The organism is Pseudozobellia sp. WGM2 (genome assembly GCF_017810075.1).
GTDB lineage: Bacteria > Bacteroidota > Bacteroidia > Flavobacteriales > Flavobacteriaceae > JADNYK01.
In genome coordinates, this window is sequence record NZ_JADNYK010000003.1 from 452613 (window position 1) to 475820 (window position 23208).

Annotated in this window: 22 protein-coding genes and 1 tRNA gene; 18 read left to right on the plus strand and 5 right to left on the minus strand. The window is 39.7% G+C overall.

Annotated elements, in window-relative coordinates:
- The first annotated feature begins 65 nt into the window (after positions 1-65).
- A complete protein-coding gene (locus IV512_RS08800) occupies positions 66-1709 on the plus strand; it encodes a beta-N-acetylhexosaminidase (RefSeq protein WP_209402481.1) in 1644 nt (547 codons plus the stop codon).
- A gap of 178 nt (positions 1710-1887) precedes the next feature.
- Here IV512_RS08800 and IV512_RS08805 read toward each other — a convergent pair whose 3' ends face one another.
- Both IV512_RS08805 and IV512_RS08810 read right to left on the minus strand, forming a co-directional pair.
- Positions 1888-3135 (minus strand): site-specific integrase, encoded by a 1248-nt coding sequence (locus tag IV512_RS08805; protein ID WP_209402483.1) that lies wholly within the window; start codon positions 3133-3135, stop codon positions 1888-1890.
- A 371-nt stretch (positions 3136-3506) separates the two neighbouring features.
- A tRNA-Leu gene (locus IV512_RS08810) sits at positions 3507-3587 on the minus strand.
- A gap of 151 nt (positions 3588-3738) precedes the next feature.
- Here IV512_RS08810 and IV512_RS08815 point away from each other — a divergent pair.
- The 3 genes from IV512_RS08815 to pth all read left to right on the plus strand — a co-directional run bounded on the left by IV512_RS08815 (position 3739) and on the right by pth (position 6082).
- Positions 3739-4680, plus strand: a complete 942-nt coding sequence (locus IV512_RS08815; RefSeq protein ID WP_209402485.1) for a ribose-phosphate pyrophosphokinase — start codon at positions 3739-3741, stop codon at positions 4678-4680.
- A gap of 44 nt (positions 4681-4724) precedes the next feature.
- Complete coding sequence (locus IV512_RS08820) at positions 4725-5375, plus strand: 50S ribosomal protein L25/general stress protein Ctc (RefSeq protein WP_209402487.1); 651 nt, start codon at positions 4725-4727, stop codon at positions 5373-5375.
- 77 nt (positions 5376-5452) lie between these two features.
- A complete protein-coding gene (pth, locus tag IV512_RS08825) occupies positions 5453-6082 on the plus strand; it encodes an aminoacyl-tRNA hydrolase (protein WP_209402489.1) in 630 nt (209 codons plus the stop codon).
- Here pth and IV512_RS08830 read toward each other — a convergent pair.
- Both IV512_RS08830 and IV512_RS08835 read right to left on the minus strand, forming a co-directional pair.
- Positions 6069-6749, minus strand: coding sequence for a hypothetical protein (locus IV512_RS08830; RefSeq protein WP_209402490.1), 681 nt, complete (start codon positions 6747-6749; stop codon positions 6069-6071). The genes pth and IV512_RS08830 overlap by 14 nt on opposite strands.
- On the minus strand, positions 6746-10525 hold the full coding sequence (locus IV512_RS08835) for a reprolysin-like metallopeptidase (RefSeq protein ID WP_209402492.1): 3780 nt from the start codon (positions 10523-10525) through the stop codon (positions 6746-6748). Before IV512_RS08835 ends, IV512_RS08830 begins: the two co-directional genes overlap by 4 nt.
- Before the next feature lie 52 nt (positions 10526-10577).
- Here IV512_RS08835 and IV512_RS08840 point away from each other — a divergent pair, with 52 nt between their 5' ends.
- Together IV512_RS08840 and IV512_RS08845 are read left to right on the plus strand one after the other, a co-directional pair.
- Positions 10578-11504 (plus strand): bifunctional riboflavin kinase/FAD synthetase, encoded by a 927-nt coding sequence (locus tag IV512_RS08840; protein WP_209402494.1) that lies wholly within the window; start codon positions 10578-10580, stop codon positions 11502-11504.
- 96 nt (positions 11505-11600) lie between these two features.
- Positions 11601-12920 carry an HTTM domain-containing protein gene (locus tag IV512_RS08845; RefSeq protein WP_209402496.1) on the plus strand — a complete coding sequence of 440 codons (1320 nt, stop codon included), beginning with the start codon at positions 11601-11603 and terminating at the stop codon, positions 12918-12920.
- Between the two features lie 25 nt (positions 12921-12945).
- On the opposite strand, the gene IV512_RS08850 is transcribed toward IV512_RS08845, so the two are convergent.
- Positions 12946-13326 carry a VOC family protein gene (locus IV512_RS08850; protein ID WP_209402498.1) on the minus strand — a complete coding sequence of 127 codons (381 nt, stop codon included), beginning with the start codon at positions 13324-13326 and terminating at the stop codon, positions 12946-12948.
- An 85-nt stretch (positions 13327-13411) separates the two neighbouring features.
- Here IV512_RS08850 and serS point away from each other — a divergent pair, with 85 nt between their 5' ends.
- From serS to IV512_RS08910, 12 genes are all read left to right on the plus strand, one after another.
- Positions 13412-14683, plus strand: coding sequence for a serine--tRNA ligase (serS, locus tag IV512_RS08855; RefSeq protein ID WP_209402500.1), 1272 nt, complete (start codon positions 13412-13414; stop codon positions 14681-14683).
- A gap of 257 nt (positions 14684-14940) precedes the next feature.
- A complete protein-coding gene (locus IV512_RS08860; RefSeq protein WP_209402502.1) occupies positions 14941-16725 on the plus strand; it encodes a tetratricopeptide repeat protein in 1785 nt (594 codons plus the stop codon).
- Positions 16726-16766: 41 nt separating this feature from the next.
- The gene (locus IV512_RS08865) at positions 16767-17078 is read left to right on the plus strand and encodes a DUF4286 family protein (protein ID WP_209402504.1); all 312 of its coding nucleotides are present in this window, start codon (positions 16767-16769) and stop codon (positions 17076-17078) included.
- A complete protein-coding gene (locus IV512_RS08870; protein WP_209402506.1) occupies positions 17078-17380 on the plus strand; it encodes a gamma-glutamylcyclotransferase family protein in 303 nt (100 codons plus the stop codon). The genes IV512_RS08865 and IV512_RS08870 overlap by 1 nt, the downstream gene beginning before the upstream one ends.
- Before the next feature lie 15 nt (positions 17381-17395).
- The gene (gene rsmA / locus IV512_RS08875; RefSeq protein WP_209402508.1) at positions 17396-18265 is read left to right on the plus strand and encodes a 16S rRNA (adenine(1518)-N(6)/adenine(1519)-N(6))-dimethyltransferase RsmA; all 870 of its coding nucleotides are present in this window, start codon (positions 17396-17398) and stop codon (positions 18263-18265) included.
- A 94-nt stretch (positions 18266-18359) separates the two neighbouring features.
- Positions 18360-19712 carry a magnesium transporter gene (mgtE, locus tag IV512_RS08880; protein ID WP_209402510.1) on the plus strand — a complete coding sequence of 451 codons (1353 nt, stop codon included), beginning with the start codon at positions 18360-18362 and terminating at the stop codon, positions 19710-19712.
- 106 nt (positions 19713-19818) lie between these two features.
- Positions 19819-20766: a 2-hydroxyacid dehydrogenase gene (locus IV512_RS08885; RefSeq protein ID WP_209402512.1), complete on the plus strand. Its 948-nt coding sequence runs from the start codon at positions 19819-19821 to the stop codon at positions 20764-20766.
- A gap of 77 nt (positions 20767-20843) precedes the next feature.
- Positions 20844-21215: a VOC family protein gene (locus IV512_RS08890; protein WP_209402514.1), complete on the plus strand. Its 372-nt coding sequence runs from the start codon at positions 20844-20846 to the stop codon at positions 21213-21215.
- A 2-nt stretch (positions 21216-21217) separates the two neighbouring features.
- Complete coding sequence (locus IV512_RS08895) at positions 21218-21676, plus strand: DUF1801 domain-containing protein (protein ID WP_209402516.1); 459 nt, start codon at positions 21218-21220, stop codon at positions 21674-21676.
- 27 nt (positions 21677-21703) lie between these two features.
- Entirely contained in the window at positions 21704-22093 is a 390-nt protein-coding gene (locus IV512_RS08900) for a VOC family protein (RefSeq protein WP_209402518.1), read from the plus strand.
- Positions 22094-22144: 51 nt separating this feature from the next.
- Positions 22145-22693 (plus strand): YtxH domain-containing protein, encoded by a 549-nt coding sequence (locus tag IV512_RS19885; RefSeq protein ID WP_245224706.1) that lies wholly within the window; start codon positions 22145-22147, stop codon positions 22691-22693.
- Positions 22694-22715: 22 nt separating this feature from the next.
- Positions 22716-23207 (plus strand): GNAT family N-acetyltransferase, encoded by a 492-nt coding sequence (locus IV512_RS08910; protein ID WP_209402520.1) that lies wholly within the window; start codon positions 22716-22718, stop codon positions 23205-23207.
- The last annotated feature ends 1 nt before the right edge of the window (position 23208 follow it).

Here is a 23208-nt window from a genome sequence, read left to right on the forward strand (position 1 = left end):
CTGGAAATCAATTCGATACTTGTCCAACTAAATTTGCCGGCATAAACTTTTAAAATTCACGATAAATGATTGCAAGTACTATGAAAGGCCAAATCACGGCGAACATATTTTTCCTTGGCATAATTACATTGTTGACAGCCGCTTGCAACCCCGAAGTACGTCAGGAAAAGGCAGATGCTACCCTTTCCATTATTCCACAACCCTCCGCGGTTCGGGCTTATGAAGGGTTTTTTGTTCTTGATTCCCTGACGCAGGTTGTATTCCACAGCAAAGAACAACGCAAAGCGACCGATTGGTTTAACAAAGAGCTACAAAGCCTAGCCAGATGGTCTTGTCATACCGGAACTTCAGCGAAAGAGAATAATTCGATATTATTAATTCAAGATGATTCTTTGGCCAATGAGGCTTATCAACTTGACATTGGTGAGGATCGGATAACCATAAAAGCATCTTCTGAATCTGGTTATTTTTATGCTTTTCAAACCATTTTGCAATTAGCTCCAGTTTTGGACGGAAAAGATTCCCCTTCAAAATTAAAAATTCAACAAGCTACCATTTCAGATGAACCAAGGTTTAAGTGGCGAGGAGCTTTGATCGACATTTCGCGGCACTTTTTCGGTCCTCAATCGATAAAACAACTGATCGATCAGATGGCCGCCCATAAAATGAACCGGTTACACCTCCATTTGACCGACGATACCGGTTGGCGAATTGAAATCAAGGAATACCCCAAGCTTATTGAAATTGGGTCTTTGGGAGATAGAACGAACCCTAATGGACCCTCCATGTACATTACGGAAAAGGAAGCCAGGGAGATTACGGCATATGCAAATGAAAGACATGTCATGATAATTCCCGAAGTGGATATTCCCGGTCATTCCGGAGCCATCGAAAGAGCCTATCCTGAATTTAGTGGAGGCAACAATACACTTAATATTGCCAATGAAGATGCCGTTAAAATGATAGAAACCGTAATCCTTCGCCTATCCGACCTTTTCCACACCCGATATGTCCATTTTGGAGGCGATGAAGTAAGGCACCATAATTGGGAGGGACGACCGGAAATGCTGGCCAAAATGAAGCGTTTAAAGCTAAAGGACCAACGTGAATTTGAAGGATGGTTCGACCGTAGAATGGCCGATTTTATCGTAGAGTCTGGATTAAATCCAATAGCTTGGGACGAAGCCTCGGATTTTGGCATAAACAAGGGTACCACCTTGCAATGGTGGCGAGGGGAATATCCAGAAGTCCTATATTCTGCCGCAAAGGAAGGTTATGATATTATTTTATCCCCGGTAGATTTTCTCTATTTAGATTATCCAAGTAATCTGGAAGAAGCTGGTGCCAACTGGGAGGGGTTGCACAATGGCCCGAATTCAATGGAAGCCATTTATAAGTGGAACCCAATTCCGGAAACTTTCAGCGACATTATGGCCGCCCGTATTTTAGGCGTTGAGGCGGGTATCTGGACTGAATTTATAGACAATCAAAAGCGTTTGGAATATATGACCTACCCAAGGCTATTTGCAGTCGCTGAAAAAGGATGGACCGCAAAAAATAATATTGATTGGGAATCGTTTCAAGAGCGATTGCTTAAGCAATATGAAAAATTACAAATACAAGGCATTAATTTTCGTATCCCTGACATTGGAACTGAAGAACGAAAAAAAAGACAACCAGAGGCATTTGATGGGCCAATAGCAGAGTGATTACATATATTAGTAAGTACATAATAAAAAGAGTGACGAACTAATGATACATAACGTTCTTTAAATGGTCGTTTTAGGGAAGGTTATAAGAAGGGAAAAGTTTATTTTAGGCAGTCCCCTTTCTAGTATTCTCGTTTGTTAACCTAATGAGACACTTTTATAATTCGAACATTATACGTCAGCAAATTCGTAAATGAGGATGGGAGGTAGGTTGTGGGGGTAACAGTAGCTCAGAAGCTTTGTCCAATATCGAACTATCCAATTCTTTTAGATAGGCTTGGGTCACTTCCAAATTTTGATGTCCCAATGATTCACTAATAATATCTGTGGCTATTCCCTTTTGTTTAAGGCAATTGGCAAAACTATGTCGTGCTACATAACTAGTTAGAGTTTTTTCAATTTGGCAATGACATGCGATTTCTTTAAGGTTCATATTGAATATCTTAAGTGTTTGCTTTTTTGCCCGTTCGATTTCAATAGGAGTAAGGTCGTCACTTTTAAGCAAAGGGAAAACATAGCTTGTTCCTGTAGGCTGTACACGATAATAATCCAATATTTCCTCAACAGGAGACAATATCTTTATTTTAAAATTTCCTTTGGTTTTCGAACGCGTATATTGAATAAAACCATCCTTAATATTACTCCATTTCAACTTCATTATATCTGCAAAATTCATCCCTCTAGTATAGAAACTGAACAAGAAATAGTTTCTGCTATCCACCAATTCCGGATGCTTCGAGGTGTCCATGTTCAGAATTTTGTAGACCTCTCCAATTTCCAAAGCCCTTTTGGCACTCTTACTTTTGAGCTTTGATATTTTATACTTTTTAAAAGGGTAATTGTCGGCAGAAGTAATGTCCCTTTCAATCGCAATATTGAATACTGTTCGTATACAGCGCATTCGAACACTGATACCGCCGTCACTACCTCCACGAAAACGAAGAAACCCTTCAAACTTTGATAGAAACGCTAAATTGACGTTTTCAAAATTCAATATTGTACTGCCATGAAATTTTTGGAGCGTGGAAAACGCGTCTTTATGACATCTGGCACTACCCGTCCTTCCAGCGGTCAACATTTCGGATATCAAATCGTCCCAGAAGTAAAAGATATTGTTTCCATTGGGATTTGATTTTACCCTGAACGCATGTTCGAAGTCGGAAAGGGTGAAACGTTCCTTTTCCGTCTTAAGATTTAAGTAAACTCGGTAAGCTTTGTCCTTAATATTAGAAAGCAGTCTATTTTTTTGAATATAGTTGGAGTTCTTTTTTGTGAATATTTCAGCGTTGGCATCCCACTCATCTGGAAAGGCATTGAATATGGTTTTAAAAAACTTTGTTTTTCTATCCTTGGTCACACGCAGGTATATCGGAAAGGATCCATCGATACGCCTTTTTTTTCTGAGAACGATTTTTATACTTGCCATAAATTTGAAAAAAGTGGTACAACATAGGTACAACAAATTGCCTACTAAAGGTACTTTAACTGAAAAACAAAGAAAAATTAAAATTCATAAAATATTGATTATCAATATATAAGAAAATAAATAGTGCTAGATGAAATTTATTTTTCGCTTTCTTCTAAGCAGACGGTCGAAGGTTCGAATCCTTCCGCGATCACTTGAATCCCCTTCTTGTTCTTCAAGTTGGGGATTTTTAGTTTATATAAATTACCTTATCTTCTTTATCTCCTTCGCTTCGCAACCACTGTTGATAATAAATTAACGGAGAAGTATGCGATGGCCTAATTACCTAAAAACAGAAGCACCTGCCAAATAATTGACAGGTGCTTCTAACGTACTCGAGGTGGGAATCGAACCCACACTCCAAAGGAACTGGATTTTGAATCCAGCGCGTCTACCAGTTCCGCCACTCGAGCAAACTAAAATAGGACTGCAAAACTATAAAATATTTTCATTTCCATCCTAAAAAATAACAACATTTATACTTTAGCAACACAAATAAATTTCTAAATTTGCACCTCCCAAGAAATTGGGGTGGTCAATAAACTAGTTCACAACACCTTATACATGCCATACCAAGTTCCCGAACCCAAGATTTTTGCCTGTAACCAAAGCACCGCTTTAGCAGAGAAAATTGCTAAATCTTACGGTACTGATCTAGGTAAGGTAAAGTTCTCTCGATACAGTGACGGCGAGTTTCAACCGTCATTTGAAGAATCTGTACGGGGGGCACGTATTTTTATTATCGGGTCGACCAACCCGAGTTCTGAAAATTTAATGGAAATGTTGTTGATGCTAGACGCCGCCAAACGGGCGTCGGCAAGGCATATCACAGCAGTAATGCCCTATTTTGGCTGGGCAAGACAAGACAGAAAAGACAAGCCCAGGGTTCCTATCGCGGCAAAATTGATTGCAAAAATGTTAGAGGCCGCAGGTGCTACTAGAATCATAACGATGGATCTTCATGCGGATCAAATTCAAGGTTTTTTCGAAAAACCCGTCGACCACCTGTTCGCTTCAACTCTATTTCTGCCCTATCTCAAAGAACTGAACTTGAACAACCTCACTATTGCATCTCCTGATATGGGAGGTTCTAAAAGAGCTTATGCCTATTCGAAAGCACTGGGGTGCGATGTTGTTATCTGTTATAAGCAAAGGGCCAAAGCGAACGTTATCTCGCATATGGAGCTTATCGGAGATGTACAGGGCAAGAATGTAGTTTTGGTCGATGATATGGTCGATACGGCGGGCACACTCGCCAAAGCTGCAGATTTGATGATGGAACGTGGCGCGCTAAGCGTAAGAGCTATTACCACACATGGTCTGTTATCTGGTCAAGCATATGAGAAAATCGAAAATTCACAATTGTCAGAATTGATTATCACGGATTCGATACCGACCAAGAAAGATTGTGACAAGGTGAAAGTACTGTCTTGTGCCAACCTCTTTGCAGACGTTATGCATCGGGTACACCACAACACATCGATTGCTTCTAAATTCTTGATGTAGAAAAGAGGCATCTAAATAAAGAGTATTAATTATTAAACTATATAATGAAGTCAATTAAAATTAAAGGATCAGAAAGAGAAAGCGTGGGCAAGAAGGCAACGAAGGCCCTACGTAATGCTGGAAAGGTTCCTTGCGTAGTTTACGGAGGGGAGAAACCATTGCACTTTTCAGCAGATGAACTATCGTTCAGAGATTTAGTGTATACCCCAGCAGCGCATACTGCGAAAATTGACCTGGGTGGCACTAAAATCAGAGCCATCATGCAAGACATTCAGTTTCACCCTGTTACTGACAACATTTTGCACATCGACTTTTATCAATTGTTCGATGACAAAGAGGTAACGTTGAACATTCCTGTTCGCCTTCAAGGTAATTCTCCTGGAGTTAGAAACGGTGGGCGTCTATTGTTCAGAAAAAGAAAACTTGCTATCAAAGCTTTACCTGACAAATTACCGGATTTCTTTGACATCGATATTTCTAAATTGAAAATCGGTGATAATATCACTGTAGAATCTTTGCTTAATGATGATTTTGAAATTCTTCACCCAGATACAACAGTAGTTGTACAGGTTAAAACTCAACGTGCAGCAGTAGTTGTTGATGATGAGGATGAAGAAGGAGAAGAAGGAGAAGTTACAGCTGAAGGAGGAGATGCTCCAGAAGCAGCAAGCGAAGGCGGAGAAAGCCAAGAATAAATTTCTACCGAACCGTTTACTAAGCATCCCGATGTTACATTGGGATGCTTTTGTATTTTTATACAAACCTTATTTGGATGTTTAAGTTTATAAAATCGATACTTCAACCCAACAAACCAATTTTAGAGGAAAGCGATAACATGAAAAAGTTTTTAATCGTAGGCTTAGGAAATATAGGCGAAAAATATAGCGAAACGCGCCATAACATCGGTTTCAAAATATTGGATGCATTGGCCGAAAAGGAATCCTTTACTTTTGAGACCCAAAAATTAGGCGATGTCGCTACCTTTAAATACAAAGGAAAAAGTGCTCTTTGCCTAAAACCATCTACTTATATGAATCTTAGCGGCAAGGCTTTGAAATATTGGATGGATAAAGAAAATATACCTCTTGAAAATATTCTGGTCGTAACCGATGATATCAACCTTACCTTTGGCACCATTCGTCTAAAGACCAAAGGCAGTGCCGGTGGCCACAATGGTTTGAAAGACATTCAAAATGTATTACAAAACACCAACTACAACAGATTTCGTTTTGGTGTCGGGGCTGATTTCGGAAAAGGGAGACAGGTAGAGTATGTATTGGGAGAATGGAGTGAAGAAGAAAGAAAAATACTTTCCGAACGACTTGAAAAATCGGGCGAATTAATAAAGTCTTTTATTTTTGCAGGGGTTAAAAACACCATGAATACCTTTAATGGCACCTAAAATCAACTACTCCCGAATCTGAAGTATTTCCCTCGAGGTCTGTAGTAACCACTTTCCAGTAATATACCGCATCAGCATCAACCGTTATATTTCTAGAGCTTATATCACTGTTTAAAGTAACAATTTTTTCATCCGGAGGGTTTTCTTCCGAGAGATACACATCGTACTTTAAAATATCATCATCAAGATCGGCTGCAGACCAATTTAAGGTAATCTCATTATTGATATCCCTGAAAATAGTTGAACCTGGTTTTGGTGTAATTATTTCTGCAGGAAAAGGGGCATAAGAAGTTTGTGTACCAGGGTTATAAAAAGACCACGATTCACTACTTGGTGCATTATCTGTTTTTGAGTTTCGTGACACAACTGTCCAAGAAAAAGGCATACCCTTACTTAATGACAAAGTCTCGACAGTGCCACTGGTAGTTTTAGTCTGAACGGTGCCTGTTTCAAGATTCGTAACCCTAAGTTCATATGTTTCGGTGTGGTCGGAGGTCATCCAATTAAAACGAACCACGCTACTAGTGCCATTCGTACTTTGTACAGGTGTACATTCAGAATTTCTGGCAGGCGCAATTAGGGTAGCCACTTCAGGTGCTTTAGGTGGGTCTTTTTTACACCCGCCGACCAACAGCAATCCTAAAATAAACAAGACAACTATTCTCATTGCTTAACCACTTTAATCGTTTCTTGTACCGAACTACCGTTTAACTTAACTATATAAATACCTTGGGGCAAACCGGTGAAATCTAAATCTAACGCTCTACCGTTCGGCTTATAATTACTTGATTTAAGTAATTGACCATTACTCGCAAAGATACTGACATCAACATTCTCTTCAGCTTCGGCCAATAACACTTTGGTATGGGCCCTAAATGGATTTGGGAATATCTTGGGTGAGCTACTTATAAAAAACTCATCTTCAAAAACCCCTTGACAAGACTTAAGAGTCGATACCGCTAACGTATTTTTGCCACTGTTAAGTTTCAATGTAACTTCTGATTTATCGGTTTGAAACAACTGCCCGTTGAACTCAATATTATATAGGTCAGATCCCCTCAAAGTAACCGACAGTTGCTCTCCATCATCAACAATCTTCGAAGTTACTCCCAAGGCTTCGGGCTGCACAACTACTACTTCGAAACAGTAAGGTTCGTAATCAATTTCACCGGAACTCGAAATACAGAATTCGTAGGTACCAGAACTTAGCCCCTCTAAAGAAAAACTATCGGTAAAGGTATCGGTTATACTTACATTACTCGTTACCGTTACACTGTAGTCTAAATTAAGTATGGGCTCAATTATAATAAGTCCGTCATCATTATTTCTACAAGATTCGCTTTGTACCGAAACTGAAAAATTATCAGTTGGAAACCGGAATACCTGACAGCCCGAGGTATCAACTTTTGCACCTTCAGGAGTGCCGAGACATAAATCATCGCCATCATCAAAAACCCCGTCTTTATCTACATCTGGTCTAAACTCGCCCTCTATGCACACATCCATAGAAAAATCAACTAAAATACCGCCATCTGATGTGGCATTATCTGAAACTTCTAAAATCCATTCCCCGAAAATCGATTCTCCATTAAAAGAGCTAAGTGCTCCCAGAGGTTTTACTGTACCGGTTATGGCCGTATCAGCATTTTCACCGCATTCGAAAGCATCACCATCATCATCGAAAGTAGCATCGATATTTTGCAAATCACCGCAAGAATTAGAAACAAGGGTTACCGAAGTACCTTGGGGTGAAGTAAGGCGAACAACCAAATCTGCCAAAAAACTATGTTCGATATTTAGATTTACATTTATATCGGAAACAGGTAAATCTTCGAAAAATGAAATCTTGGAGGTTATTCTGGGTGTTCCCAAGGCGGATATGGTATTTGGCAACTCCCCACCATCTTTAGTATCGCAACTTACCTGTACCGTAGTGAAATTAAAGGAAGGATTAAAACTTCCCTCACCACAAATGTTCTGCGGTTTAACCCTCCAATAGTAAGTTGTTTGGTTTTGAAGGTCGGTCGGCGTAAATGAAATACCCTTTACCGTTGCCTCCTCTACAATATTGGAGAAACCAACGTCGGTCGCAATTTGAACCTCGTACGAACTGTGTGATGGGTTATCTTCCCACTGCAACAATGTCTTGACCGAGGCATCGACCAATCCGTTTTTAGGTGTTGTCATCACCACTTCAGGGTAATCGGTGTCGAATACATTCAGTGTTAAGGTCACATCTCTGACAATACTGGTCGAAGTCGCCACAATTCGAATAGGGTAACTGCCCTCAGGTACATTTTCGGTATTTTCAAATCGCACTTCGATATTGGCGTCACCGGTAATTACTGTATCAGGAACTATCGTTACCATTAGATTTTCCGGCACGTCTTCCGCAGTTAACACTACTTCTTCACTAAAACCGAGGTAAGTCTCATAATCGAAAGGAATAGTTAAATCGGCAAAGTGGCATACATCAAATTCTAAATTGGAAAAATTCAAAACTATTTCTGAAACTTCAATAGAGAAATCGGAAGAATTTACGGCATAATAAATATTATCAACGGGCCTAATCATAATTCTGGCCTCACTCGTGGGCAACGCCGGAACTACAATATCATGTGAACCATCGTTTTCTACCCCTGAAGCTAAAACCGTACTAAAAGAAGCCCCTCCGTCATTGGAAAGCAAGATATCTACCAATTCAGTATTTATAGGTGACACGTTGGTGTTTGAAACATTCCACTCAATGGTTTCTACATCTCCGGCAACCAATGTTGTAGCCGATGCCTGTGAGGTCACTGAGAACGGACCGCTATTATTTGTCACCAGAATATTGACCAATTCAGACACAACTTGACCACCGCTCTCGGCATTATCTCTTACCGTTAGGGCAAAATTCAGTTCACGTTCTACATCTGATACCGTTTCCCAGGCAGAACCCTGTGTTGGACCCGATTGCGTCAGGTTTCCATTCAGCACCCTTGACAATAATGGAAAGTATCGCGTACCATCTGTACTCGGAGGCCGAGACCTAAAGTTAGCTCCACTAGGGTTGGTCGGGCCGAAGGTCGCGCTTGTAACCACTCCGTTATCAATCTGCTCCCAAGTGTATGTCAACACATCTTCCTCATCTGGATCAGTTGCTACACCAGCAAGTACAAATGCCGTAGATTTTGGAATAATATAATCTTCTACAGCTTCAACTACCGGTGGGTTATTCGACAATGATAATAACTCTCCGCAGCTTTTAGACTTTAGATTCGTAATAATCTGTTCAATACTTACATAGTGAAAATAATCATCACCATTAGGCAGCACATTATCACTTTCAGTAATGCCCGCATAGCCCATTATGGTAGAGCCGCTTCCGGGTTCAACTTGAACCAACGTGCCTTCTAGTTCATGTGACCATGTGTGGTTGGCGCCCAATTGATGCCCCATTTCATGAGCTACAAAATCAAGATCATAAACATCGCCTTCAGGCTGTTGGCCTGAAGAATAGGCACTCCCTTTTTGACCATTTACGCAAATACCACCTATAAAACCAGCATTACCCCCATTTTCACCCTTATGTAATACGTGACCCAAGTCATAGTTAGAAACACCTATTTCTTCATCTAAAGTTCTTTGCGCCTGATTACCCAAAGCACCTAAACTACCTGTATAAGGGTCCGTTGCCGCATTGGTATAAATAACATCGTCATTATCTGGCACCAATTCTAAAGTAACTGCCAAATCTGTTTCAAAAACTTCGTTCACTCTTGTTAAAGTCGAGTTGATAGCTGCCAAAGCATCGGCTACAGTGCCTCCATGATGCTGGGTATATTCGGCGGTCGCTGAAATGGCCACACGATACTTTCGTAGCATTTGATCATTCACGGGTTTGGCAGAGATGTTTGACGAATTCAGGGCAACTTTTTCTTGAGTCGCACATACAAAGTCGATATCTTCACTGTCTTTCTCAGTTCTTGAGTAAAATACATATCGATTATCTCCCGTTTTTTGCAAAAAACTATTCGGACTACCATCACTATGTACAACCATCGCCTGTACATCTTTATGGGAAATACTAAGTCTAATCTTATCTTTACGGTTGTTGAGCGAGTACCCTTTATAAGATTTTATCTCAGGATATTTTCGGGATAGTTCACTCGAAAGTACAGACGATTCGTGAATTTTATATGCTATCGATTTACCCGTCTCATCTGGAACATAAACTATTTTAGAAGACCCTTTAGAGGTTGAAATAGAATGTAGGTCTTGCTTGAAAAGTTTTTCTTGAAATGAGAAGACTTGACCTTTCTCGACCTTTACTTCTTTAAGGGCTTTTTTGCCCAAATTGCTTTGCGCTGAAAGTTTTTCCCAGTATTTACCTTGCCCTGAAGCGTAAAAGGAGAAAAATACTATGGTAATTGAAAAAACAAGACGTAATTTTGTAACCATTCAGGGGTTTTAACGCAATCTCAAATATAAGCCTTTTTATTATTTTTAGTACGTGGTAACAGTCCAAAGCCTTTCCAAATACGATGAACCGCATCCCACGGCAATCACTATAGGTACTTTTGACGGTGTGCATATTGGGCACCGTAAAATACTCGAAAGACTTATCAAAAATGCTGCCACACTGAATTTAAAATCAACGGTGCTTACCTTTTTTCCGCATCCGAGAATGGTATTGCAGAAAGACACAGATATTAAACTTCTCAACACTATAGATGAGAAAACGCAAATTCTCAAGAACCTTGGTCTTGACCAACTTATCATACACCCTTTTACAAGAGAGTTCTCACGCTTGACGGCCACCGAGTTTGTTCGAGACATTTTGGTCAACGATTTAAAAACCAAAAAGATTATTATTGGATATGACCATCGGTTCGGCAGAAATAGAAATGCAAACATCACCGATTTAAAAGCCTTTGGCAATACCTTAGATTTTGAAGTAGAGGAAATACCGGCACAGGAAGTTGAAGAAGTATCCGTTAGTTCTACCAAAATTAGAAAAGCGCTCGAAGATGGTGACATTACTACGGCCAATTCTTATTTAGGCTATTCTTACATGCTTACCGGTACCATTAAAAAAGGAAAGGGACTTGGCAGAAAACTTAATTTTCCGACGGCAAACCTTCACATTGAAGAAAACTATAAGCTTGTACCTAAAAATGGAGTATATGTAGTTAAAAGCTTATTACTGGGCGATACGGTACATGGCATGATGAACATCGGCTATAATCCGACCGTAGCTGGAAAAGAAAAAAGTACCGAAATCAATTTCTTCGACTTCGACCAAGATTTATACGGAAAGAAAATTCAAATTGAAATACTTCATCGAATTCGTGATGAGCATAAGTTTGATTCTGTAGAAGAACTGAAACTACAGCTGCAAAAAGACAAGGAAACTTCTCTGAAACTTCTTTCAACCTAGATTTGTTCAAAAAGTTATGTACAACGCATAAATCTAAAAAAACTTACACCCTCTCTTAAAATCTTGATACCTTTGAGAAAGCACTTTTAATCACATATGAAGCGGTTTCTCTTTACTAAAATCGACAATTCGCCCTTAATTATATTCCGTATATTTTTTGGTGTTTTGGTCGCTTTAGAATGTTATGGTGCCATTCTTACCGGTTGGGTAAGGCGAACTCTTGTAGAGCCCCTTTTTACATTCAATTTTATCGGTTTTGATTGGCTACAGCCACTTCCCGGTTATGGTATGTATTTCTATTTTTTTGTCATGGGCACCCTTGGCATATGTATCGCGTTAGGTTATAAATATCGACTTAGCATTATTTCTTTTACCATATTGTGGGCATCGGTTTACCTGATGCAAAAAACATCATATAACAATCATTACTATCTTCTGATATTAATTTCTGGCTTCATGTGTTTTTTTCCGGCACATAGAAGCCATTCGCTAGATGTTCGGCACAACCCCTCTCTAAGGGAAGATAGTATGCATTCTTATGTAAAATGGGTCGTTATATTACAGTTGTTAATTGTTTATGTATACGCCTCGGTCGCCAAAATTTATGCTGATTGGCTCGATTTCGGTATCATCAAAATACTCATGCAGGGCAAAGCCAATTATCCATTTGTCGGCGCTTTTCTTCAAGAACCATGGATTCATAAGATTATTGGGGTCTTCGGTATTCTATTCGATTTACTGATTGTACCGGCCCTACTTTTTAAGCCCACTCGAAAAATTGCTTTTTTCGCTTCAATTTTCTTTCATCTTTTCAATTCGATCATTTTTCAAATAGGAATATTTCCATATCTATCATTGGCTTTTACGGTATTCTTTTTTGAGCCGGAAACTATTCGAAAGATTTTCTTCAAACGGAAGCCTCCCTACCAAATTAACAAGACCGAAGTACCGATCAACCAGCCATTCATTTACGCCATTGCCAGCACCTATTTTATCATTCAATTTCTGCTTCCTGTTCGGCATCATTTTATAAAAGACGAGGTACTCTGGACCGAAGAAGGCCATCGTCTAAGCTGGCGCATGATGCTTAGAAGTCGTGGCGGCACTATTAAATTTAAAATTGTAAATCAAGACACGCACGAATCAAAAATTGCCGATTTAGACCAATACCTTTCGAAAAAACAAAAGAGAAGAATAGCTTCTTATCCAGATTTTATCTGGCAGTTCGCTCAAAGACTTAAAAAAGAACACGCAGAAAAAGGTGAAAATATTTCAGTTTATGCACTAAACTCAAAAGTTAGCGTTAATGGCAAAGCATATCGCGCCTTTATCGACCCCACCGTTGATCTGGCCAATGCCGAATGGAATTACTTCTGGCATAACGAATGGATTTTACCCAGCAAAGGCAGCGATTAGCTTTCCTATACCAAACTAATATTTTCTAAAACTTATCGGTTCTCTGGCAGAGTTGCAAAGGCATTCCCCATGGATCACGCAACATTACAAGATGGCTTCCGTCTTGTTTCTTCACCTCTTCTACAAAAGAGGCACCTACATCTATAAGTCGCATTTTGTCTGCTTCGGCATTTTCAGAAACCATCGCCAAATGAAAGGTCAGAAAATGTTGTTTTGTAAAATCGGTGATAGCTTCGTCTGGCCTGTGATATAGTTCTACAAAAACACGCCCTGCGGAATCGGCCAAAAATGTCATAAACGGAGGTTCTTGTTGAGCGCTAGCCACCTGCACTTTAAGATTTGTCGTATACCACTCTACTACAGCGTCGACATCGGCTACATTAATTGCAAAATGTTCAAAAATCATTCTAATTCTGTTTTATAATATAGGCTCTAAAAGTATCCATTTTAAACCTAAGAAAACTTAAATTTGCCATCAAAACCGAATACACATGTTACAATTACAGACCATTCGAGAAAAAAAGGATGAAATCATCAACGCCTTGACAAAAAGGAATATTGATGCATCGCCCTTGGTGAATGGTGTTTTAGAGCTGGATGAAAAAAGGCGGGCAACACAAACACAACTTGATAATATTTTAGCAGAAAGCAATAAGCTATCTAAAGAAATAGGCATGCTTTTCAAAAGCGGAAAACCTCAGGAAGCCAACGAATTAAAAGAGAAAACCGGTACTCTAAAGGAAGAATCAAAAAACTTGAGCGAACAACTGAATTCTGTTGCTGAAGAGCTACAGGCCATGTTGTATCAGATACCCAATGCCCCTCACGATTCTGTACCTGCGGGAAACTCTGAAGATGACAACGAAGAGATTTATAATGAAGGTGAAATTCCTACCTTGGCCACCGATGCTTTACCCCATTGGGAACTTGCCAAGAAATATGATATCATCGATTTCGAGCTCGGGGTAAAGATAACCGGCGCGGGTTTTCCCGTCTACAAAGGCAAAGGCGCTCGTCTGCAACGGGCCCTTATCTCATATTTTTTGGATAAAAACACTGAAGCAGGTTATACCGAAATGCAAGTACCACATTTGGTCAATGAGCTATCTGGCTACGGCACAGGTCAGCTGCCCGACAAAGAGGGGCAAATGTACCATGTAACCGAAGACGATCTGTATTTGATCCCCACAGGAGAGGTTCCGGTAACCAATATTCTACGTAATGAAATCGTTTCTGAGGGTGATTTCCCGATAAGATATACAGCCTACACCCCTTGTTTCAGAAGAGAGGCCGGTAGTTATGGGGCGCATGTTCGTGGCCTGAACAGGCTTCACCAGTTCGATAAGGTAGAGATTGTACGTGTTGAGCATCCTTCAAAATCATATGAGGCTTTAGACAGCATGGTCGAGCATATAAAGAATATTCTACGAGAACTAAAATTACCTTATCGCATACTTCGGCTATGCGGGGGTGATCTGGGCTTTACCGCAGCCCTAACCTACGATTTTGAGGTGTTCTCAACAGCACAAGACCGCTGGTTAGAAATCAGTTCCGCTTCTAATTTTGAGACCTATCAAGCCAATAGATTAAAACTTCGCTACAAAGATGAAAACGGCAAGAGCCAATTGGCCCATACCCTTAATGGAAGTTCGTTGGCCCTTCCACGGGTTCTCGCGGGAATATTGGAGAACTACCAAACGGCAGAGGGTATAAAAATTCCTGAAGTGTTGGTCCCTTATTGTGGTTTCGATATCATAGACTAAAAAACTAACGGACCCGAATCGCTGGGTAATTTAAAGGTTCTGCGATTCGGGTTTTTAGCTTACATCTCGGCCTCAGTAACTTCTACTCTTAAAAATATGCTTAGGTAATCTTCTACATTTCCATCCATCGTATTCGGGTTACCCAATTTATACACACTAAAAGCGAACGTTCTTGGTTACAACATCTCAAACTAAATTATATACCCCTTAACAGCTTTTTTCTCGGGGCTACCGTAAATTTGCTATATTTCATACTAATGAAGCAACTTTCGTTCATCATTGTTTTGCTATTTTGTATAGTTAGCTACGCACAAGAAGATTTTTTGGCGAAGCAGTATTTTAATGATGGTGATTTTGAAAAAGCCGTAGTCTACTACGAAAAATTGGTCGATAAAAATCCGAGGCGGACCGATTACGCAGAAGGTCTTATCGCCACCTACCAACAATTAGAGCGTTACGACGAAGCCGAAAAATTTCTTTTAGAGAAAATTGAAGAAGGTAACGTATACCCTACTCTATTTATTGAGCTAGGTTTTAATCACACTCTAAAAAACGAACCTCAGAAAGCTGAAAAATATTACAATAAGGCAATTTCAAAGATAGACGAAAACCCCAATTTTGGTTATGGTATCGGCTTCCGTTTTCAAAAATACGCCTTACTTAACTGGGCTTTACAGGCCTACTCGAGGTCTATGGAACTCAACCCAAAATTAGACTACAACTACCAAATGGCCCGGGTTTACGGCGAACAAGGCAATGTTGAAAAGATGTACGAGTCGTATCTCAGACTGATCAGCGAGGGTAGAACCTCAAAATCTAATGTGCTTCGCAATATCGATGCTTTTATTTCTTCGGATGCTGAAAGCGAGAACAACATCCTGTTAAAAAAAATATTATTACAAAACGCCCAAAAGAACCCCAATATACTTTGGAACGAACTGCTCAGTTGGCTCTTTGTTCAGCAAAAACAATATGGGAGTGCTTTTCGACAAGAAAAAGCCATTTATAAGCGTATGGATGGTAGCACTGTGCAGCGCCTAGAAAGTCTTGGCGAAGTTACATTGGAGGATAATGACATAGAAACAGCACAAGAGATATTCGAGTATATTTCAGAGAATAGTAATGATGACATTACAAAACTGAACGCAAGATTAAATCTTATTGACATCAAGCTTCTAAGCATAGATGATAAAAATATTGTTGAAATCGAGAAAGAGTTTAATGATTTAATGAACATTTATGGGTATCGAAACCAGACGCTTCAATTGCAGGTAGCGTACTCCAATTTTCTAACATTCAGAAAAAATGACCCTACACAGTCGGTAGACATACTCAAAAAGTGCCTTGAGCTTCCGTTGAACGCAAGAGGCACAGCATTTATCAAGTTGGCCTTGGGCGATATTTTAGTATATGATCAAAAATTCAATGAAGCCCTTATTTATTTTTCACAGATTCAGAAAAACCTAAAGAACGATGTTCTAGGGCAAAACGCCCGTTTCAAGGTAGCACAGACCAGTTTTTACAAAGGTGATTTTGATTGGGCACTTACCCAACTCAAAGTATTGCGAAGCTCTACCTCTCAGCTCATAGCCAATGATGCCATGCAACTTAGTTTATTGATTTCAGATAATTCGTTAGAAGATTCTACACAAACCGCATTGAAGAGGTACGCCCGTGCCGACCTTTTAGCTTATCAGAATAAGACCAATGAGGCCATAACCGAACTTAATGAGATTTTAGAAAACCATAAAGGTGAAAAAATTGAAGACGAGGCCCTATTGAAGCAAGGGGAACTTTTAGAAAACCAAAAAGACTATACCGCGGCAGAGTTCAATTACAAAAAAATAATTGAATTTTACAATAACGGAATTCTAGCCGATGATGCCCATTTTGCCTTGGGAGAGCTCTATAGAAACGTTCTTGACCAACCTGAAAAAGCCAAGTCTCACTACGAAAAAATCATATTGAACTATCAAGACAGTTACTATTCACCTCAGGCTAGAAAGCACTTTAGAAGGCTTAGGGGTGATGCAATTAATTAAATTTTAATTACAATTTTAAAATCCTAATCAAACCAAAACCAATGTACATATATAATATAACTACTAATATCGAAGAAGCCGTACATGAACAATGGCTTCAATGGATGCGTAAAGAACATATACCCGAAGTTTTGGCAACGGGAAAATTCTTAAGTGCCAAACTGACCCAAGTTATAGTTGAAGAAGAAATGGGGGGCATCACCTATTCCGTGCAATACACTACGGTTGACAAAGAAACTTTAAATAAGTATTATAAAGACGATGCAGATAGATTACGTAATGAGGCACAAAAACGGTTTCCTAATAAATTTGTGTCTTTTCGCACCGAACTCAAAGTCATAAGTGAGTACTAATGCCTTATATATTCAGTTACGGAACACTAAGACAAATCGATATTCAAGAGCAATTGTTCGGAAGAATACTAGAAGGAGAAACCGATGAACTTTTGGGCTTTGAACTATCGTTGCAAAAAGCCTATGGGCAATACCCGGTTATAGTCAAAACAGAAAACCAGCATTCAAAAATAGGTGGCGTGGCCTTTCAACTTTCTGATGATGAATTGTTACAAGCCGATATTTATGAAGGGTCTGAATATTCGCGAATTCAAGTGCCATTAAAATCAGGTAAGCAAGCTTGGGTCTATGTGGCCAAATAGCCTTAAATTTCCCCTATGTCGAAAAAGAAAAAACGTGGAAAACCTAAATACGACCGACCTTCAAAAGAAAGAGGACCTGTAAAAGCAAAGAAGCACCTAGGCCAACACTTTCTTAAAGATGAGTCTATTGCGCGTCAAATTGCAGAAACCCTTTCACTAAAGGGCTATACCAATGTAATTGAAATAGGCCCTGGAACCGGAGTGCTTACCAAATATTTACTTTCAGAGGAGATTCGTTTGGTCGCCATGGACCTTGATGCAGATTCGATTATATATCTCAATCATAGTTTTCCGCTAGAGCATCCTCAAGTTTTAAAAGGAAAAGCAACTTTAGAGGTGGTCGAAGCTGATTTTTTGAATTATGACCTCAACACTCTTTTTGGCAAAGAACAGTTCGCCATAACAGGAAATTTTCCTTATAACATTTCTTCTCAAATTGTTTTTAAAATGCTTGAGATAAAAAGTCAAGTTCCCGAATTTTCGGGAATGTTCCAAAAAGAGGTAGCACAACGTATCTGTGAAAAAGAGGGCAACAAAACCTACGGTATTCTATCGGTGCTCGTACAAGCATTTTACGATGCCGAATATCTTTTTACCGTACCCGCTCAAGTTTTCGATCCTCCGCCAAAAGTACAATCTGGGGTGCTAAGGCTGGTTCGAAAACCAAATTTCGAGTTGGAATGTGACGAGAAGCTTTTCTTTAAAGTCGTTAAATCAGCTTTCAACCAGAGAAGAAAGACCATTCGTAACAGCTTGAAGACCTTTGAACTTTCTGAAGAATTACGAAGTGAAGAGGTTTTTGACAAAAGACCGGAGCAACTTAGCGTACCAGACTTTATCAATTTGACAAAAAAAATAGAATCAGATTTAAAAGAACATCAATAAACTCATTTAGAGCACTAAGAAACCGTAATCTTGACAGCCCTTTAAAGCTTTTTCTTTAGATTTGCCGCGGTCATCATTAAACCCCGCGGAAACAATGACACCCTTTAAGCTCACAGACGAACTGGTTGCTGAAATAGAGCAGCTCATCGAAAGCCAAAGAAATACCGAGCTGGTGTCTTTGATGGATGATGTGCACTATGCCGATGTTGCTGAAATCATCAATGAGCTTAATGAAGATGAGGCAACCTACCTGATCAAACTTCTCGAAAGCGACAAAACTTCAGATGTACTTACCGAACTTGATGAAGATGTAAGGGAATCAATTCTCAACAACCTCTCGGCCAAAGAAATTGCCGAAGAGCTCGACGAACTTGATACCGATGATGCCGCCGATATTATTGGAGAACTTCCGAACGACATTGTTCAAGAAGTAATCTCTGAAATAGAAGACCGTGACCATGCCAAAGACATCGTTGATCTATTACGTTACGATGAGAACTCTGCCGGTGGCCTTATGGCCAAAGAACTGGTAAAGGTGAGGGAGAATTGGGATGTTTTGAAATGTGTTAAAGAGATGCGGTCCCAAGCCGAAAATGTCACGCGCGTGCACTCTATTTACGTAGTCGACAAAGAGGATAAACTGATAGGCCGGCTTTCATTAAAAGATTTATTGACCACCTCTACCAGAACACATATTGCCGATGTCTATATACCAAAAGTAGATTCGGTAAATGTGAACGAGAAACCCGAAGAAGTGGCTAAAATAATGTCAAAATACGATTTAGAAGCTATTCCGGTGGTCGATGAAATCGGCCGATTGGTTGGCCGTATTACTATCGACGATATCGTAGATGTAATTCGTGAAGAGGCCGATAAAGATTACCAAATGGCTGCAGGTATATCTCAAGATGTCGAGGCAGATGACAGTATTTGGCAGCTGACCCGTGCCCGATTACCTTGGCTCTTTTTGGGTCTGATAGGCGGTGTAGGTGCCGCCGCCATAATGGGCGGTTTTGAAGAGATGATCAGTAAACATGCGATTCTCTTTTTCTTTACTCCCTTAATCGCTGCTATGGCAGGCAACGTTGGTGTGCAATCAAGTGCAATTATCGTACAAGGTTTAGCAAATGATGATCTAAAAGGCAGCGTAGGTAGCAGATTAATTAAAGAAATGCTTTTGGCTCTGTTGAACGGAGTTATTCTTGCTGTTATTTTACTTTTATTCACTTGGTTTTGGAAAGGCGATTTTTTGACAGCCCTTGCCATTTCCATTTCCCTGGTTGCTGTTATCTTGGTAGCTGGTTTTATTGGCACATTTATACCTTTATTTTTACATAAGCGAGGCATAGACCCCGCAATTGCTACCGGCCCGTTCATTACTACAAGTAATGACATTTTCGGTATCTTGATTTATTTTTGGATTGCGAAAGTAGTTTTAGGAATCTAAAATGATAACATCTCAAATTTTTGCCCTTATAATTTATACCAAATAAGAGATTGTCATTCGTAGAAAAGTTAGACGAAATGGTCAAATCTCCACAAACCAGCGATTGATGAAAATACTACATGTTGACGTAAATCACCCACTACTAATTGAACAATTCACAGAACTTGGTTTTGAAAATCATGAAGACTATACTTCATCCAAAGAAGCTATTGAAGCTAAAATTCATGAATATGACGGACTTATCATACGCAGCCGATTCACCATCGATAGTCAATTTGTTCAGAAAGCAAGCAAGCTCAAATTTATAGGAAGGCTCGGTGCAGGGCTAGAAAATATTGACGTGCAGTATGCCGAAGCCAATGATATTTACTTGGCCGCAGCCCCAGAAGGCAATAGAAATGCCGTAGGGGAGCACGCCTTGGGCATGTTGCTCTCGCTCTTCAATAATTTGAACAAAGCCGATCGAGAAGTACGATCCGGTGTTTGGGATCGTGAAGGCAATAGAGGTGTAGAACTAGAGGGTAAGACCGTTGGTATTATTGGCTATGGTAATATGGGCAAGGCTTTTGCCAAAAAACTGAAAGGTTTCGATGTCGAAGATGTTATTTGCTATGATATTGTTGGTGGTGTAGGTGACGAAAATGCGAGACAGGTGGGCATTCTTGAATTACAACAACGTAGCCAAATAATAAGTCTGCACGTTCCGCAAACGGAAAGCACCATAGGTATGATCAATACCGAATTTACAGAAAAATTTCATCACCCATTTTGGTTATTGAATACAGCCCGAGGTAAATGTGTAATTACCGAAGACTTAGTAGCTGCATTAAAATCAGGCAAGATTTTGGGTGCCGGTCTCGATGTACTCGAATACGAAAAAAATTCATTTGAGAATATGTTCAAAGACAAGGATAATAATCTACCGGAAGCTTTTCAATACCTGGTGCAAGCTCAAAATGTTATCTTATCGCCACATGTAGCGGGATGGACGGTCGAAAGTTTAGAAAAATTGGCGCAAACTATCGTTGACAAAGTGAAAGCGAAATTTTGCTAACTTTAAGTACTCTGAAAAGCTAGATATCAATTTGAGTGTTTTTCGTAGAAACAAAAGTTCATCAAAAAACAACAGCCATGCAACTCGGAAATTTTTCAGTAAGCTTAAATGTAAAAGACATCAAAGCCTCTAAAACTTTTTATGAAAATTTAGGATTCACCGTTTTCGCTGGGGAACTGGAGCAAAATTGGCTTATCTTAAAAAATGGAAATTCTACTATCGGACTTTTTCAAGGCATGTTCGAAAAAAACATTCTCACCTTTAATCCTGGTTGGGACGATAACGCCAACACCTTGAAAAACTTTACCGATGTTCGTGATCTTCAAAAAGAACTCCAATCAAAGAACATCGAAATACAGACCCCTGCCGACGAAAACACCACAGGGCCCGCTAGTCTAATTTTACAGGACCCTGACGGCAACCCCATACTCATCGATCAACACGTATAAAGATGCAGTACAAAGCAAATTCGGCCGAACATTATATAGAGCAGCTACCCGAAGAAAGGCAGAAAATCATTTCAAGAATTAGAAAAATTTTTCTTGATAAATTACCAAGTGGTTTCGAAGAACAAATGAGCTATGGTATGTTGGGGTATGTGGTGCCTCATTCGATCTACCCAGATGGTTATCACTGTAACCCTAAATTACCCTTACCGTTTATCAATCTTGCCTCGCAAAAAAACTATGTCGCTCTTTACCACTCCGGCATATATGCCGATAAAAATTTATACAATTGGTTTGTGAGCGAGTATCCCAAACATTCTAAACGCAAACTTGATATGGGCAAGAGTTGCATCCGCTTTAAAAAAATGGACGATATTCCATACGAGTTAATCAAAGAACTTTGCACAAAAATGACTGTTGATGATTGGGTAAATCTCTATGAGAAAAACATAAAAAAGAAATAGAACCTCAAACCTATTAAGACTAAGAGAATGAAAAAAAGAGTTACAGGCTTGGGTGGTTTCTTTTATAAAACTAAAAACCCTGATCAAATCAAAGATTGGTACAAAAATCATTTGGGGCTGAATACCGATAAATATGGGTGTACATTTTGGTGGAAAGACGAAAATGGTAATGACTGCTCTACCCAATGGAGCCCAATGAACGAAAACACCAAGTATTATGAGCCTAGCAAATCATCTTTCATGATGAACTTTAGGGTAGAAAATCTAGAAGAACTGTTAAAAGTTTTAAAGAATGAAGGTGTTACGGTTGTCGGTGACATTGAGGAGTTTGAATACGGAAAATTCGGATGGATTCTTGACCCCGACGGAAACAAAGTTGAACTCTGGGAACCCGTAGACAAAGCTTTTCTAGAATAGATAATTATTAGCTACATTTAAGACTAAAACCACCAGCGAAATAAACAAACAATGTCAGACGATAAGAAATTTGGAAAAGGGGAAGGTGAAGACGCTATCAACCCTCTTAACCCACAAAAAGGAGATTTAAAAAGCGATGCCTCCGAGGCGGTCAATGAAGGTAACGATACTGCGAAGGACCTTGAAGACAAAGCCAAAGAAAAATTTGAGGAGGCTAAAGAAACTGCAGACGATTTTGCTGAAAAAGCTAAGAAAACAGCTAACGAATTTAAGGAAGAAGCAAAACAAACCTTTGATAACAGCGGGCCAGACAGTGGCAAAATGGTAGCAATTATAGCGCATATAACCGCTATTGGCTGGATTGTCGCCCTAATCATGAACTCACAGAACAAAACTGAGCTTGGCAGTTACTACATTCGTCAAACTCTTGGTATTTGGCTTCTTACTATCGTTTTAGGCTTAATACCCATCATAGGATGTTTTGCAGCCCTCATAGGTCTTGTTTTAATTGTCATGAGTCTTATTAACGCAGCGAACGATAAAATGGTACCTACGGTTGGTCTTGGTCATTACTTTCAAGATTGGTTCAAAGGTTTATAGAATGATGTAAGCAGCGTTGTATATGGAGGTTGTTCCAATGAAACCTGAGCACTGGAAAATGGTCTCTACCATTTATGCCGAAGGTATTGCAACTGGCTTTGCCACTTTCGAGACTCACATACCCACGTTCGACAGTTGGGATGCCGGTCACCTTGAACAATGCAGATTCGTGGCTATAGAAAATAATAATATTCTGGGGTGGTCTGCTCTATCTCCCGTTTCTGGTCGATGTGTATACGGCGGTGTTGCCGAAGTAAGTGTGTATGTCAGTTCATCGGCCCGTAAAAAGGGAGTAGGCAAAAAACTAATGAAAGCCTTGATCGAGGCAAGCGAAAAAGCAGGTATTTGGTCACTGCAATCCGGTATCTTTCCCGAAAACCAAGCCAGCGTTGAACTGCACAAGAAAATGGGGTTTCGCCATATAGGTAAACGTGAACGTATCGGCAAATTACATGGAGTTTGGAAAGACAATCTTCTTTACGAAAGAAGAAGTAAAGTGGTAGGTGCAGACTAGA